We start from the raw sequence: 15156 nt of genomic DNA, 5'->3' as shown, positions 1-15156 counted from the left end.
GCGTCACGCACGCCAGGGCTCGCCACCGGCCTTCTCAACGGGCTCGTCGATCAGCGTCACGATGCCCTCCAGGAGGCGGTGGAGCCCGAACTCGAACAGGGTGTCCAGGTCGAGTGAATGGAGTGGGACGAGTGCGAGATTCGGGAACGCCTTCTCGCCTGAAGGCCCCATCAGCGCCGGTGTGCCGCGGGTGTCCATCCACTGCTCGTCGGTGATCCCCGAGTGGGCCGCGGCCGCGGCCTCGGATTCCAGGTTCGCGGCCACCCCTCGGACGTAGGCGGCCACGCAGACATGGATGTGCAGGCTTGTGGCCGGGTCCAGGCCGAGTCCGTCCAGGGCGCGCATCATCCACTCGCTGTGGACCATCGCGCGGGGAGCGAGCAGGGGCCGGGTGAAGGAAACGGCCTGAGCCAGCCACGGGTGACGCTGATACATGGCCCACTGCTGCCGGGCTGCCGTCTCCAGGCGGTGGCGCCATCCGGGCGGCAAGGGCTCCGGAAGCGGGAACTCGCCGAAGGCGGCGTCGGCCATGAGCAGGATCAGCTGCTCTCTGCTGGATACGTGGCGGTAGAGGGCCATGGTGGTGACGTCCAGATCGGCGGCGAGGCGGCGCATGGACAGCGCGGCCAGCCCTTCGGCGTCGGCAACGGCCAACCCCGCGCCGACGATCCGGCCCCGGTCCAAGGACGCCGTCCGACGTCGGCGATCGTGCGGAGCCCGCGTGGGGATGCCTGTGGTGTCGACGACCGTGCCGACTCCGGGAACCGGCCGCGCCAGGCCGGCCTGCCGCAGGGCGGTCAGCACCTTGGTGGCGGTGGCCATGGCGACGCCGAATTCCCGGACGATCTGCCGCGTGGAGGGGAGCAGGTCACCGGGACGGAGCTCACCGCTGTCAACGCGCCGGCGCAGTTCGGCGGCGATGCGCAGGAAGGGCGGATCGGTGGAGGGCTCGACAGGGCTCATCACAGGACTCCCTCCCATGGGCCGCACTAGTGCACCGAACCGCAAGGTGGCCGCTGCTCCAGCCGCGTGGCCCTGGTCTGGCTAACTGTACTAGTGCGCGCTTGGTCTTGGTGGCACCTCAGTCTACGGTGCATACATCGAGCCGGGACCACCTGGTCAGAGACTGAGACGATCGGAGCACCGAGATGCCGAGCGCGATCCCCGCCCCGGTACGCGCAGCACTGGAACTGGACGGGCGTCACCTGTCCTACCTCGACTTCGGTGGCCACGGCAGGCCGCTGCTGGCCCTGCACGGGCATCTCGGCCAGGGCGCGATGTGGAGCGGCCTGGCGGCCGAGCTGGGCCCGCACTGGCGGGTCATCGCGCCCGACCAGCGAGGGCACGGCGAGTCGGACCGAGCCACGGACTATTCCCGCGAGGGGTACGTCGCCGATCTCGCGGCCTTGCTGGAGCACCTGGACGTCGGCCCGGTCGTGGTTCTGGGCCACTCCCTCGGCGGCCTGAACGCCTACCAGCTCGCCGCCCGTCACCCGGCATTGGTCCGCGCCCTGGTCATCGAGGAGATCGGCGCCGTCGTCTCAGGTCCGAGCCGTCTGGACTTCCTGCTGTCCAGTCCGTACGAGGCCGCCACCCGCGACGAGCTGGTCGCCGGGCTCGGCGCGGCGGGTCCGATGTTCGCGGACCGCCTGCGGCAACTCCCCGACGGCACCTGGCGCCTGCCGTTCCACCCCCACGACACGGTCGAGTCGGAACGCTCCAACTGGGGGGACCACTGGGCCGACTGGCTGGCGACCGACGTCCCCGCGCTGCTGCTGGTGGGCCGGGACAGCCCGATCACCAGCGGGCAGGCGCAGGAGATGGCCGAGCGGCGGCGGCACACCCGGCTGGTCACACTCCAGGGCGATCACTTCGTACACGTCCAGGACCCGGCGGGTTTCACCGGCGCGATCCAGGACTTCCTGCGAACGCTCGACGTCACCTCCGCGTGACGAGCTGGTTCCACTGGTCCTTGACGTATCTCGAAGCGGGAGTTGCCACGGACCGTCTGATCGAAGATCACCAAGTCCGCCGAACACCGGGAGTCCCGGGCCGACCTGAGCGGCCGTACACAGGACCCGGACGTCCGTGCGGACGACTTCGGAAATCGACTCACGGGGGAGGGGTGACAACCCCGCCAGAGCAGGGCGCACAGCGGGACGGCAAGCCCAAGGCGATCGGCAGGTCCCCGTCCCCGGCCTGTCCGTTGAGGAAATCGTGGACCGCCAGACATGGTCCACGCTCTGCGCCGACCGAGCCGTGGCTGCCGGCGGCCTGGCATCCCGCACGCAGCGTCCAGGACGGGGCCCGTTCGGCTGGAGCCGCGTTGTGCCACTCACCGAGAGTCAGACACGCACACCGGTACGCACTTGTATGGCTCGCTGTTCCTGTCGTTCGGGAGCGGCGGGACGCGTCAGCCGACGTCCAGGCCCGGAGGGCAGTCGACGGGCTCGGAGGTGCCGTCGGCGTGCTCGATCCGGCAGCCGTTCTCCGTGCCGTCGAACGGGCTGAAATGTCCGGAGAAGGCGGCGAAGAGGGCCAGGCCGACGGCGGCGGCGATGAGCCCGATGACGATGCCGCCGTAACCGCCGCCCACGCCGGCGTCACCGGCGGGTGCGGCCTTCGTCGGGTCCTGTGGGTCGTACAGGACGTCGGTCTCCCTGCCGATGCCCAGCTGCGACTCGGCCCAGGACTCGGCGGTCACCTCCCGCCCTTCCACGGTCGTGAAGGCCAGCACCGGACGCCGGCTCGCCCTCAGATGCTCGCCGCGTCCGGTGAACGTGGTGGCCACGTCGGTGACCACGCCCGGCACCCGCCGCGCCCCGCGGACGAACCGCCTTCCGTGCACGATCCCCCTGACCGACACCAGCGCGATCACGGCGCCGAACGCCACGAACAGCAAGGGCAGGTACTCGAAGACTTGTTCCACCGCGGCCCCCTTGGAATCGACAACACTCGGACAACGATCGAGAACGACGCATGGTTCGCGACGCCGCGGGGGAGTGCAGGGCCGGCGTCTTGCAGTGAATACTCCGATATCGTAATATCCGAAATCGTGAAGTACGAATCCGTACCACTGGACCGGTCGGCGCTGCTGGCCCTGCAGCGCGCCACCCACGCCACCTTGCATCTGATCTCCACTGAACTCGTCGACCTCGACCTGACCGCCTCCGAGATCAACGCGCTGGCCAACCTGGCCGACGGTCAAGCCCGCACCGTCTCCCAGCTGGGGGCCGCGGTCGGGGCCCGCCCCACCACGTTGACCAGCGTGCTCGACCGGCTGGAACGCCGCGGTCACATCACCCGCGGCGCGCGCGCCGGCGACCGCCGCTCGGTGCTCATCGAACTGACCGACTCCGGGCGCGCGGCGGCCGCCGTCATCACCCGGACCCTGACCGACGTCGAGAACCGCGCGCTGGAGGGCCTGCCCGCCGAAGCGGTCGCCGGCTTCCATGCCGTTCTGAACGCACTGATCAGGGAAGGGTCATGACCACACGCGACCACGAGGAGTCCTCGCCGTTCACCGAGTTGATGGGGGAGGTGATGGCGACCGCCGAGCGGTTCGGGCACCGCCAGCACGTCCGGCTGACCTGGCTGGCCGTCCGCCGCTACGGCACCACAGCGGCGGTCGACCTGGTCAGCGATGGCATCCAGCGCACCGCCCGCTACGCGGGTGCGCCGCAGAAGTACAACGCCACCGTCAGCCGGGCCTGGGTCGAACTGGTGGGCCACCACGCCGGACGGTCGGACGCCGCCGACTTCGACGCGTTCGCCGACCAGAACCCCGCGTTGTTCGACAAGAAGCTGCTCACCCGCTTCTATCGGTCCTCGACGCTGGCAAGCGACCCGGCCAGGACCGGCTGGGTCGAGCCGGACCTCACTCCGTTCCCCTGGCAGCAAGCCGCCGGGTGAGACGGAACCAACTCTCGCCCCTACCCGTCGACCTGTGGGCAGGCGGCGCCCGCGATGTTCGTCACTGGGCCGTGCGGCCAAGATATCGGTGCAGGGCTTCTCGCCCACCTGGAACGAAGGGCCCTTGATCGACCACCTTCCATAGGTCGGGCTCCGTGAGCCAGGCATGCCAAGCGATCTCGGACGGATCCGGCGTCAACGGCTCGGCGATCAAGGCCTCGTGCACCCCGAACCAGACAGGGCTGATTCCGTCCTGGCACAGGAACTTGACCAGAAAGCGGACCGGGACGCCGACGCTCAGTTCCTCGACCAGTTCGCGGGCCGCCGCGTCCTCATACGATTCGCCTACGCCCACGGCGCCGCCGACCATCACGTCATAGTGGCCGGGAAAGCGAACATGCCCCTCGGCTCGGCGCAGCACGAGGATCCGCCCCATCGGATCGCGGCAGATCGTCGTCGCGATGCGATGCATCCACCGCCGGCGCACCGCCTCTGCGCGCCCCACGACTTCCAGCACGCGGTCCCGTTCATCCACCCGCTCGACCAGCTCGCCCATGCGGCACACGCTCGCAGACGCCACCGACAACCTGGCTTGGCTCCCCGCCTCGGCCCAGCGCCACGCCCCATCCAGGCGTTGAGTCGAGGCGAGGCTGCCATCCGCGACACGGCCGGTGATCCTCTTCCCACCCGCGGATCATCCGCCGCTTGTCGTTCTGGATGAAGGTCACGGCGTAGAAGGAGCCGATCCCGGGCAGCTGGGTCTTCAGCATGTGCCGGTCCGGCGGTGGTACCACTTGGAGACGCCGGCGACGGCCAGCCCAGCTTGAAGGCGCTCGGCGGCGATCTCCGCGGGCGCGGGCTGATCGGTGCCGAAGAGCATGAGCGCGGTCGGCGTCCCTTCTGGTGGGACGCTTCGACGTCCATGAACGCGGTGATCCCGTCGATCTGGGCGAGGCTGGGGCTTCCGGTCATGATCGGCCCTTGCCCGGCGCGGAGCCAATGCCAAGCGGCGGCCGGACGCCCGCCGGCGTCCGGGCCGCGGTCAGCCACAGGCCGGTGAGCACGGCGCAGGCCAGCGTCACGGCACCCGCCACGAGGAAAGCGCTGTTGAGGCCGGACTCGAAGGAGGCTCCGCCGGACTCCCGCGTGTGGACGATCGCCCCGAGCACCGCCACGCCGAGCACCGCGCCGATCTGCCGGGTGGTGCTGCTGACGCCCGAGGCGAGGCCGCCCTCCTGCGGGCTGACCGCCTGGATGGCGGCCCCGGTCAGCGGTGACATGGTGAGAGCGAACCCGATGCCGACGACCGCCAGCCGCCACCACACGTTCCCGTAGCCGGTATCGGCGTGGACGAAGCCCAGCGCCAGCAGCCCAAGCCCGGCCAGCGCCAGGCCGATGCCGGTGACGACACGGAAGCCGTACCTGGCCGCGAGCCGGCCCGCGTACGGGCTGACGATCACCATGGCCAGCGAGACGGGCAGTGTCTGCAGCCCGGCGACCATGATCGAAGTGTGCTGGACGTAGACGAAGAACTGGGAGAAGAAGAACGACGACCCCATCAGCGCGAACCCGACCACGACCATCGCCGTGTTGGACACCGTGAACAGCCGCTGACGAAACAGCCACAGCGGCAGCATCGGCGTCGACACACGGCCCTCGACCACGACGAACGCGGCCAGGAGCACCAGTCCGGCGGCGAAGCTGCCCAGGATCACCGGCGAGGTCCAGCCTCGGGAACCGCCCTCGATCAGGCCGTAGGTCACAGCGCCCACGCCCGCGACGGACAGGACCGTGCCGGGGACGTCGATCGGCGGCGCGCTCGGGTTGCGGGACTCTCCCAGCACGCGCAGCCCGGCCAGCAGCAGGACCGCCCCGATGGGCACGTTGACCAGGAAGATGGCGGGCCAGCCGAAGGATTCCGCCAGGATCCCGCCCGCCAGCGGTCCGGCGGCCAGGCCGATGCCGCTGAACCCGGCCCACAACCCGATCGCGCTGACGCGCTCTTTCGGGGCGGGGTACGCCGCGACCAGCAGTGCCAGCGAGGCGGGGCTCAGCGCCGCGGCCCCGACGCCCTGCAGCACCCGCCCGGCGATCAGCCAGCCGATCGAGGGCGCGAGCGAACACACCACCGATGCGGCGGTGAACACCACCACCCCGGCCAGGAACACCCGCCTGCGGCCGAACCGGTCGGCGAAGACGCCGCCCGACAGCAGCAGCATGGCCACCAGCAGCACGTAGGCGTCGACGATCCACTGCAGGCCGGTCAGCCCGGTGTGCAGCCGCTGCTGCATGTCGGGCAGGGCGGCGCCGACGATCGTGTTGTCGAGCAGCACCATGAACTGACCCGCGCAGGTCAGGGTGAGCAACGCTTTCACGTACATCTCTCCTAAAAGCAGTTAGTGACTGCGTTAACGTAGACCCTCGCAGGCTCTAACGCAAGTCTCCACTGCGTTAAGGTGGGGGCATGGATGAGCAGGGGCGGGCCAAGCGGCCCGGCGGGCGCAGCGCCCGGGTCCGCGCGGCAGTGCACCAGGCCGTTACCGAGCTGGTCAGGGAACGCGGCTACGGAAATTTCACCGTCGGCGACATCGCGGCCCGCGCGGGCGTGGCCGACACCAGCCTCTACCGCCGGTGGGGCAACCTCCAGGCCCTGCTCAGTGATGTGCTGCTGACCCGGCTCAACGCGCAGTCGCCGATGCCCGACACCGGCAGCCTGGCCGGCGACCTGCGGACCCATGCCGCCAACGTGGCCCGCGAGGTCACCGGGCCCGACGGCCTGGCGCTGGTGCGGCTGACCCTCGCGCTGTCAGGCGAGGGCCAGCAGGGCCTTCAGGCACGCGACGAGCTTCTGGCCGACCGCACCAGCCAGTTGCAGGCCGTGCTCGACCGTGCCCGCGACCGCGGCGAGGACCCGCCTGACGTACTGGAGGTGCTGGACCACCTCCTGGCGCCGATCTACATGCGGGTCCTGTTCGGTGCGGGCCCGCTCACCCCTGAATACCTCGACGGGCTGGTCGACCGGTTGCTCGCCTGATCCGGTCCGTCGCGCCGTGGAACCGGCGTGCCAAGGAGCACTACGTGAACCCCGTGCACCCACCGACTGCCGACCTGCACGAGCACTACCGGCAACTCCGCTCCACCCGCCCATGGCTCGACGTGAGCATGTGCTGGACCGTCGTGGTCCCGGATGACGGGCAGGCGCTCCCTTTGGGTCAGCTCGCGGTCATCGACCAGACCACAGGAGCAAGGCTGACCAGCGAATGGCTGGAACAACCACACCCGTACACAACGGTCCGCAGCCCGACGCAGCCCAAGGAGGGCCGGGTCAGCTCCACGCCCCGTCAGACCAAAGTCATGAACAGGCTATGACGCAGGCGGGCGGTGGGGAGATCAAAGACATATGATGGACAAATGCGGCTGTGGTGGCGGCGCCCAACCCAGAATCATGTCATTGCTGAACATATGCAGAAGTTCTTTCGCAGCGTGCACCAAGGTGAGCAACCGGAACAAGTAGCGAAAAAGTACGCGGCCTACTTCTGGGACCGGGACGCGGACACCTTGCGAGACATGAGATCACTCACCCAACATGAGTTCGACGTGAGCCTCGGCTTCAAACAAACCGACCTCGCTGCCATCACGAAGCGCGTTTCGCTCATTTCCGACACCCTCCTTCTTGCGGATGGCATGGGTGGGACGTATCACGAAATCGGACAGACCGGAATCCACTGGGACGACCCGGGCAGACGCTCAGGTAGCAAACCGCAATTCCCGCCCGGGACGCCGGCCGACTTACCGGCATCGATGCTCCATATGGCAGCCGTCCGTGAGCCTCGTGAAGACTGGAGGGAGGACTACTTCGGCATCAGAACGCTCGATCTGGCGCAGCTCGGAACTTGGATCCTCCAGGCCCAACCCCTCCTGCAAGCCGGGCTGACCTGGTACCTGCCCAACTACTGCCTTCGCACGCAGCAGGTGAAGAAGGGACGCCCGGTACAAAGGACCAGGTCGATCCGTGAAGCTCGGGCGGTTGACTTTCTGCTCAAAGGACGGCGTGCCATCGAGGCGTCAGGCGAAGAGCCCGTCAAGAGCCGACTCGTCCGACCGATCTTGGACATCAAGCTGCCCTACATCGACGGCGTAGGTCTTCGGGACTTCAGTAAAATCACTGTCGAGGAGTTCGGGTCCTACGACCGTTTCCGTACCTACCTGCGCGGGAAATTTCTCCAGCTCGACGAGGCCCAAGACGCCGTTCAGGCCGAACTGGCCCTGACCCGGATCGGCCTGGAGATCCGGGAGCAGATTCAAGAATGCCAGGCCGAAATGGCCAAGATCCAAAGGACCAGAGCCCTTGCCGCGACCGGCGCCGTACTCGGGACAACGGGAGCGACCCTCACTGCGGTGTACGGTCCGGCTCTGACCGCCGCGCTTGGAGTCCTGGGCGCCAGCGGTGGAATCTGGAGCATTGTCCAAGCGATCAGCCAGAACAGTGTCCGGACACTTCGCGAGGGCAGGTGGTACTACATCTGGACCCTCGATCAAGCGTTTGAACAGAAACGCGCGAAAGGCTACACGCGCAGTCCAAAACGCTCGAAGAAGCGGCGTTAGGGTCGGGGCCTGCGCTGTCCTCGCGCGAGCCGCCCGCACCAGCACCTGTCCAGTGCCGGGGATCGGACGGTCGACCGGCGCAGGACCTCGCTGCCGCCGGACTCGTGGAGCCGTACTGCCTTCATGCGCTTTCCTCCAGGGTCTTGTAGCGGAGGTGCGCCGGCTCGTGTTCGACCCTCTGACCGCCGTGCAACGCCGCCACCTCGGCGCGGCGCTCTCCAGGGTCGCCGACACCCTGCGGCGGGGGACAGGCTGTGGCCCCGCCGGATGAGTGCGCTCACCGCCCATCCGGCGTCCGCCGGCGCGTGATCGGCCGGCTTCTGACGGCGCAGCAGCTCGGCGAAGGCGGTAGGGCGCGCCGGCGTCGAGCTGTTCGCGCGACGGCGTCCGCGAGCGACGCGCTCATGCCTCCTTGACGGGGGAGCCGCCCTGCTCTTGCCAGGGCGTGGCCGCAGGCCGATCCTGGAGCGGGGCGACGCGACCGGCGGGGGACGAACCATGTCTCGACACACAGCATCCGTAGCCGTCACCTGCGTCCTGATCGGCGGCCTGATCTCGGGCTGCGACCAGAGCGACTGCGCCTCGAAGGCGATCGCCGGCGTCTATGAGTCCTATTCGCCCATCGTCCTCGCCGTCCTGCCTGAGGTGGTGCCGAAGGCGATCCCGGGGATCGCGGTCAGTCTCGGCCTGTTCGCGGCGGACGCCCTGGCCCGATACCTCATCGAGCACGCGGTCCCGAAGGACAAGACGTGGCTGCTGATCGAGCAGACGCTCCACGGGCAGCAGCGGACAACCGTGTTCGAGCTCGGCACCGATCACGAGCTCAAGGTCAGCGTCAACGGCGCGCAGCTCAAGCACGTGGACCTCTACGTCAAGGAGCGCCAGATCAAGGTGATCATTCCGCGCGGCACCGCGGCGGAGGTCTCCGTCACCGACGCCGGGAACGGCGACGAGGTCGCGCTGCGCGGCACCGTCCCCGGCGACCTGGACGGCTCCCTCGACCTCGACACCGGACACACCTTGCCGGACGACTCGCCCGGAGCCCGCGCGGGGGACATCCAGATCGAGACGTTCGGCTTCAACCTGGGGCCGAAACTGGTCAACGGGGCAACGGCCGCGCGGGTCGCCGGGACCGGCCGGCCGACGCTGCACGCCTGCATGTCCATGCCCGCCACGGCCTGGACGAGCGAGTTCCAGGACTGGCAGCCAGGAACCGCGGACAGCTCCTGGTGCGTCAGGACCAACGCGGGGCACTACGGCCTCGCCGTCCCGAAGCAGACAGGCGTCTTCTCGATCGGCGACACCGCGGATGCCGGTGCCGTCTCCTACCTGCTCTGGGCCCAGCCCGGCCTGCCCGCGGCCCCTGCCACCGCCGTCCCCGCAGCGCGGATGGACGAGTGCTGACCCGGGCACGAGCACACGCCGGTGGCCACCGTCCGACGAGGGAGCCCGCTGCCCGTTCCTGTGCTCATGTGAGGCTGAGCGGGGCCGGTTCCACGTCGAGTTCCCTCATCGCCTCGGCATAGAGCCGGTAGCGTCTACGGGCCTCACCGTGGCGGCGAGCTTTGGTCAACGTTCGAACCAGGTCCAGGTGGGCTGCCTCGTCGTAGGCATCCCGCTCCAGCAGCCGAAGCAGGTAGCGAACCGCCCTGTCGGGGTCGTCGGCCGCCTCCGCGAGTGAGGCCAGTTCGCGAAGCAGGGCCTGGTGTACGGCGCGAGCCTCTTCACGAAGAGGCTCCAGCCACTCGGCATAGGGGGAGTCCTCGCAGACGTCCCCGGTGTAGCGAGCTTCAGCCGCGACAAGGCGATCCTCATCTTCGGAGGCGAGCGCCTCGGCGGCAGCGGAGAGGAACTCCTCGACATCGGTACGGAGTCCGACCAGCTGGATGCTGTACTTGTCGGCACGAACGAACTCCCCGGGGCCGAACTTCCGTTGCGGATCCAGGACCGAGCGCACGGTGGACAGAGCGACCGAAAGCCGGTTGGAGCAGGACGCGGGCTCCTCACCCGGCCAAAGGATCTCCATCGCCGCTTCCCGGGCGACAGTGCGGCCGCGTTGGCACGCCAGCCAGGTCAGCAGGTCGCGGGCCTTACGGGACTGCCATTCGACAGCGCTGCCGCGGCGGCTGAGCCGTACTCCACCCAGCATGCAGAACCGCACAGCGTCATGGTCGAGGAGCGTGATCCCGCGGAGCAGGCCGGCGCCGGAGCTGTGCGGCCCGCGGATGCCGACGCGGCGGAGCTCCTGCTCGGCCTCGTCGAGGCCGGAGCCGTGGAGCCGCGCCCGGGCGAAAGCGTTACGCGCGATGTCCACAGGGCTGCCGATCTGTGCCCAGATCTCCGCTGCGGACGCCAGCAGGTCTGCTCGCTCGCCGGGGGATTCGGCCACAGTGAAGGCCGACAGTTCCAAGGCCGCCGCCATCTTGGCCCGGTCGCGGCGGCTGACAGCCGCCTCGTGGGCGGATCGGGCGTAGGCGCCGGCTTTGCTGCGGTCGCCGGTCTCCGCCCAGACCCAGCCGGCGGCCAGGAGCGCGTCCACCCGGCTGGAGCCGCCGCCCGCCGCGACCGCGCGTTCGGCTAGTTGTACGGCCAGCGCCGGATCGTCGACCGCGTGGACGCAGGCCAGTCCGGCCAGGGCTGTCTGCGTCAGATGGGCGTTCTGGAGTTGTTCGGCATGCTTCAGGGAGTTTTCGAAGCTGATTCGGGCATGCATCAGCTCCCCGCGTTCCAGATAGACCTTGCCGAGCCCCGTCAGTGGGTGGCCGAGCTTGTCGCTGCCCACCCGGCTGAAGATGTCGCGTGCCCGCTGGAAGTCGGCCAGGGCTTCGTCGAGTCTGCCCAGTCCCATGAGTGCATCGGCGCGGTTGTGCAGGGCGATCGCGGTTTGGACGGGGTCCCCGACCAGGTCCGCTCGCCGTACCGACAGGTCGCAGTCGGCGATGGCCTCTTCGTAGCGGGCCTCCTCCGTGCGGCTCGCGGCGCGGTTGGCCAGGACGCGGGCGGACAACAACAGGTCTCCTGAGCTCTCCGCGAGGGCGAGGGCGAGGGCGCTGTGCCGTTCGCTTCCGGCCCCGTCGCCGGCGTCGTGGGTGACCATGGCCAGCGCGGTGTGTGCGCAGGCGGCAGCGCGTTCGTCCTGGCAGAGGTTGGCCATCGCCAGGGCCTGTTCGGCCAGCTGGGTCGCCTCCACGCTTTCGCCGACCAACCAGCGGGCGCTGGCGGACCAGGCCAGCAACATCGCCCGGTCGGAGGAGCTCGAAGAGGGCAACGGAAACGCCGAGCTGTCGAAGCCGCCGGCCAGCTCGAATGTCGACAACGCCGCCTTGTAGTCCCCCCGCTGGTAATAGATCATCCCCATCCGCCAAGCCACCGCGGGGTCAGTGGCGTCGACCTGGCGAAGGCACTCCAGCGCGCCGGCCCAGTCCGCCTGAACCTGGCGTGCCTGACCCTCGGCCAGATTCACGGCACATGTCCGCGACTTCTCCGGCACGGCGCCGCAAGCCCGAACGAGCTCAGCCGCGTGCCCCTTGGCGAGCAGCGATGCATGCCACCTTTCGATCATCGCCACCCGATGGCCGGGCTCGTCGCAAACCGCCAGCGCCTCCCGGACGAACCCATGCGACTCATACCAATGGGCCGCCGCCGGCACCCGGCCGACATCACCCATGAACTCCCGCACCAAGGTCGACACCACGTAACCCTGATCGCAGGGCGTGATCAGGATGTGCTGAGCGGCCAGGGCCCGGAGCTCCTCCCGGGAGACGGCGACCCCCATCGCCTGGCACAGCTCGTCAGTGAACCACGGCAGCCGAGCGGTCGCGCGGAGGAATGCCTCATGCTCGTCCTTCACCACCTCCTCGACCAGATAGTCGAACAGCGGCGTGGCAGCGATTTGCTTGGCACGGTCCGACAAGGGCAGGCCGCTCAGCCAGCTCAGCGTGAGCCGTACGGCGACCGGCCACCCCTTGGTGAGCTCGTGAACCTCCTCCGCCAGGTCATCCGACCCCAGAACGATCAAGGAGAGTGAGCGAGTCTCGGCAGGAGTGAAGGCCAGCTGTTCCGTCGACACCTGGAAGACATGGCCCAGGCCGCGCAGGCGCTGGATCGGGAAGGGCACGGCGGAGCGGGAGATCAACACCAGGTGAAGGTCGTCGCCGCCGTGGTGACAGAACTCTTCGAGCAGGCGCGCCCCAGGGGTGCCCGGCTCGATCCGCTCCACCTCGTCGATGACGAGGATGGTCGGCCGGGAGACGGCGGCGGCCAGCTCGGTGGCGAGTCCGGCGGAGCGGACCCATCCGGCCGGCGCGCCCAGGGCTTCGCAGCTCTCTTCGATCAGGGTGGCGTCGTCAGTCCAGGTCAGCCACGCCACCGGGTGCTCAGACCGGGCCCGCGTCCAGCCGCGTACGGCCGAGGTCTTACCGCCGCCCGGGCCGGCGGTCACCACGGTGAGCCGGTGCCGCGGGATCTGATCGAAAAGGGCGGTGAGTCGCGCCCGTGGCAGCAGAGGCTCGGTCGCCGTCACAGCGAGAAGTATCTGCCGGGCTGGACTTCAAGGCAACTGAAGATGCATTTCTACCGTCTGGCCCGATCTTCTCTTGGTCGAACGCCCTGGCTACGACTCGGACGCGCCCGCGGTCAGCCGTTCGACGGCCTTCCAGAGGTCGGCTTCGCGTCGGGGGTCGTAGGACTCCTCCGACGAGCGGCCCACGCGGTCGCGGTCGACGTAGGAGCCGGTCGGCGCCCGGAGCGTGCCGAGGACGACGTCAGCGAGGTGGCGGCCGGCGGCGTCGGGGCTCGTGGCGAAGGGGGTGAGGATCATCAGGGGCATGATGCGCCGCATGGCGAACCGGGAGAGAGGATCGGCGTTGCGGGCCAGGCCGGTGCCGGGCACGAACCCCGGGTTGTAGGCCACGACGTCGATCCCGGACGGCAGGCGGCGGGCGTACTCGTGCACCAGGTAGATCGCGGCCAGCTTGCTCGTCGAGTACGCGGTGCGCCCGCCGGCCGCGGTGTGCGGCTTGGCGAACGCGCCCGTACGGGCCAGAGCGTCCGGGGACCTCCAGACCGGCCCCGGCACCATGCCCAGGTTGTGCCTGAGGTCGCCGAAGTGGGTGTCACTTGACGTGATCACAATCCGGGCGGGGGCGGCGAAACGGTCCTGGAGCAGGCGTACGAACAGATGGTTGGCGAGCACGTTGACCGTGAAGGTGGACTCCAGCCCCTCCGGTCCCTCGGTCAGCGCGTTGGTGTGCTGAATGCCGGCGTTCCCCACGAAGCCGCGCAGCGGCGGCAGGTCACCGCGGTCGAGCCGGTCGCGGATCTCGATGGCGGCCGCGCGGACGCTGTCCAGCGAGCCGAGGTCCGCCTGGACGTGCGAGACCGGATGCCCGCCCGAGGAGAGCTCCGCGGCGAGCCGCGCGCCGGAGGACGGGCGGGCGACGACGAGGAGGTGCGCCTCCGGTGACCGGCGCAGGATGTGCCGGGCGGCGACGCGGCCGATGCCGCGACTCGCGCCCGTCATCACGATGGTGTGCTTCATGCCAGGTTCCTTCGCTGTTCCACCGGTGGCGCCCGCTTTTCGGGCGCAGGTCCACGTTCGTCTCAAGTGCCGCCACCAGCCAGTGCACCGTCCGTCACCAGGACCGGCAGTACCCAGGCTCGTTCGTCGCCGTGTGGCGAGAATGGGTGCATGGCTGCCTCCCGCTCTGATTTCGCCGCGCTCTTGCGCGCCTGGCGTGACCGTCTCTCCCCGGCCGACGCCGGCTTCACGGCGACGGGCGGCCGTCGCGCGCCGGGACTGCGCCGCGAGGAGCTGGCCCAGCTGGCGGGGCTGTCCGTCGACTACGTTCTGCGCCTGGAACAGGCCCGCGCCAAGAACCCCTCGGCCCAGGTCGTCGGCGCTCTCGCGCGCGCCCTCCAGCTCGCCCGCGCCGAGCGCGACCAGCTTTACCGCAGCGCCGGGCTGCTGCCGCCGCAGGACGGGACCGTCGACACCCACGTGCCCCCAGGCATCCAACGGCTCGTCTCGCGCCTCGGCGATGTCCCGATCGGCGTGTTCGCCGCGGACTGGACCCTGGTGTGGTGGAACACCATGTGGAGCGCCCTGCACGGCGACCCCGCCGCCCTCCCGGCCGCCGAGCGCAACCTTGCCCGTGCGCTCTTCGGCAACGGCGCCGCGAGCGCCTTGATGCTCCCCGTCCGGTCGGAACGCGGACCGGAGGCCTTCGCTGCCTCGATCGTCGCCGACCTCAAGGACGCCGTCTCCCGCTATCCCACCGACGCCCGGCTCGATCGTCTCGTACGAGAGCTACGCGAGACCTCCGGCGCCTTCGCTCATCACTGGGCCGCGCAGACGACTGCCGCCCCGCATACGACCGACACGAAGACCATCCGGCACCCGCAGGTCGGCGACATCCTGCTCGATTGCGACGTCCTCATCGTTCCCGACGCCGACCTGCGCATGGTCACCTACACGGCGGCGACCGGAAGCACCGAGGACGGAAAGCTCGAGCTTCTCCGCGTCACGGGAGGCCGCGTCGCCACCACACATCGCTGACCGGCTGCCGCGCTACTCGGCGGCGAGGGTCGCCAGCGCGGTGGAGAAGGGCCGTGCCCAGGGGTGACCGCGATGCCGCGACG

General features: G+C 69.5%; 14 protein-coding genes. 8 read left to right on the top strand and 6 right to left on the bottom strand.

Annotated elements, in window-relative coordinates:
- Nucleotides 1–3: 3 nt before the first annotated feature.
- The gene (locus ABZ444_RS19380) at nucleotides 4–963 is read right to left on the bottom strand and encodes a TetR/AcrR family transcriptional regulator C-terminal domain-containing protein (protein ID WP_357998383.1); all 960 of its coding nucleotides are present in this window, start codon (nucleotides 961–963) and stop codon (nucleotides 4–6) included.
- A gap of 185 nt (nucleotides 964–1148) precedes the next feature.
- On the opposite strand from ABZ444_RS19380, the gene ABZ444_RS19375 reads away from it, so the two are divergent.
- Nucleotides 1149–1952, top strand: coding sequence for an alpha/beta hydrolase (locus ABZ444_RS19375; RefSeq protein WP_357998380.1), 804 nt, complete (start codon nucleotides 1149–1151; stop codon nucleotides 1950–1952).
- Nucleotides 1953–2413: 461 nt separating this feature from the next.
- Here the strand turns inward: ABZ444_RS19375 and ABZ444_RS19370 are convergent, their stop codons facing one another.
- A complete protein-coding gene (locus ABZ444_RS19370) occupies nucleotides 2414–2929 on the bottom strand; it encodes a DUF3592 domain-containing protein (RefSeq protein WP_357998377.1) in 516 nt (171 codons plus the stop codon).
- A gap of 126 nt (nucleotides 2930–3055) precedes the next feature.
- Here ABZ444_RS19370 and ABZ444_RS19365 point away from each other — a divergent pair, with 126 nt between their 5' ends.
- A complete protein-coding gene (locus ABZ444_RS19365; RefSeq protein WP_357998374.1) occupies nucleotides 3056–3490 on the top strand; it encodes a MarR family transcriptional regulator in 435 nt (144 codons plus the stop codon).
- Nucleotides 3487–3912: a hypothetical protein gene (locus ABZ444_RS19360; RefSeq protein WP_357998371.1), complete on the top strand. Its 426-nt coding sequence runs from the start codon at nucleotides 3487–3489 to the stop codon at nucleotides 3910–3912. Before ABZ444_RS19365 ends, ABZ444_RS19360 begins: the two co-directional genes overlap by 4 nt.
- 61 nt (nucleotides 3913–3973) lie before the next feature.
- Here the strand turns inward: ABZ444_RS19360 and ABZ444_RS19355 are convergent, their stop codons facing one another.
- Nucleotides 3974–4468, bottom strand: coding sequence for an NUDIX domain-containing protein (locus ABZ444_RS19355; protein WP_357998368.1), 495 nt, complete (start codon nucleotides 4466–4468; stop codon nucleotides 3974–3976).
- Nucleotides 4469–4880: 412 nt separating this feature from the next.
- Nucleotides 4881–6287: a DHA2 family efflux MFS transporter permease subunit gene (locus ABZ444_RS19350; RefSeq protein ID WP_357998365.1), complete on the bottom strand. Its 1407-nt coding sequence runs from the start codon at nucleotides 6285–6287 to the stop codon at nucleotides 4881–4883.
- An 89-nt stretch (nucleotides 6288–6376) separates the two neighbouring features.
- Here ABZ444_RS19350 and ABZ444_RS19345 point away from each other — a divergent pair, with 89 nt between their 5' ends.
- From ABZ444_RS19345 to ABZ444_RS19330, 4 genes are all read left to right on the top strand, one after another.
- Nucleotides 6377–6946, top strand: a complete 570-nt coding sequence (locus tag ABZ444_RS19345; protein WP_357998362.1) for a TetR/AcrR family transcriptional regulator — start codon at nucleotides 6377–6379, stop codon at nucleotides 6944–6946.
- A gap of 44 nt (nucleotides 6947–6990) precedes the next feature.
- Nucleotides 6991–7281, top strand: coding sequence for a hypothetical protein (locus ABZ444_RS19340; RefSeq protein ID WP_357998359.1), 291 nt, complete (start codon nucleotides 6991–6993; stop codon nucleotides 7279–7281).
- A gap of 42 nt (nucleotides 7282–7323) precedes the next feature.
- The gene (locus ABZ444_RS19335) at nucleotides 7324–8517 is read left to right on the top strand and encodes a hypothetical protein (protein ID WP_357998356.1); all 1194 of its coding nucleotides are present in this window, start codon (nucleotides 7324–7326) and stop codon (nucleotides 8515–8517) included.
- Between the two features lie 498 nt (nucleotides 8518–9015).
- Complete coding sequence (locus ABZ444_RS19330) at nucleotides 9016–9921, top strand: hypothetical protein (protein WP_357998353.1); 906 nt, start codon at nucleotides 9016–9018, stop codon at nucleotides 9919–9921.
- A 64-nt stretch (nucleotides 9922–9985) separates the two neighbouring features.
- On the opposite strand, the gene ABZ444_RS19325 is transcribed toward ABZ444_RS19330, so the two are convergent.
- Together ABZ444_RS19325 and ABZ444_RS19320 are read right to left on the bottom strand one after the other, a co-directional pair.
- Nucleotides 9986–13039 (bottom strand): tetratricopeptide repeat protein, encoded by a 3054-nt coding sequence (locus ABZ444_RS19325; RefSeq protein ID WP_357998350.1) that lies wholly within the window; start codon nucleotides 13037–13039, stop codon nucleotides 9986–9988.
- Nucleotides 13040–13129: 90 nt separating this feature from the next.
- Entirely contained in the window at nucleotides 13130–14056 is a 927-nt protein-coding gene (locus ABZ444_RS19320) for an SDR family NAD(P)-dependent oxidoreductase (RefSeq protein WP_357998348.1), read from the bottom strand.
- A gap of 150 nt (nucleotides 14057–14206) precedes the next feature.
- On the opposite strand from ABZ444_RS19320, the gene ABZ444_RS19315 reads away from it, so the two are divergent.
- Nucleotides 14207–15073, top strand: a complete 867-nt coding sequence (locus ABZ444_RS19315; protein ID WP_357998345.1) for a helix-turn-helix transcriptional regulator — start codon at nucleotides 14207–14209, stop codon at nucleotides 15071–15073.
- The last annotated feature ends 83 nt before the right edge of the window (nucleotides 15074–15156 follow it).

Origin of the sequence: Nonomuraea sp. NPDC005730 (genome assembly GCF_040630865.1) — a bacterium.
GTDB lineage: Bacteria > Actinomycetota > Actinomycetes > Streptosporangiales > Streptosporangiaceae > Nonomuraea.
Note: the sequence above shows the minus strand (reverse complement) of the source record. Positions and strands in the feature narration are given on the sequence as shown.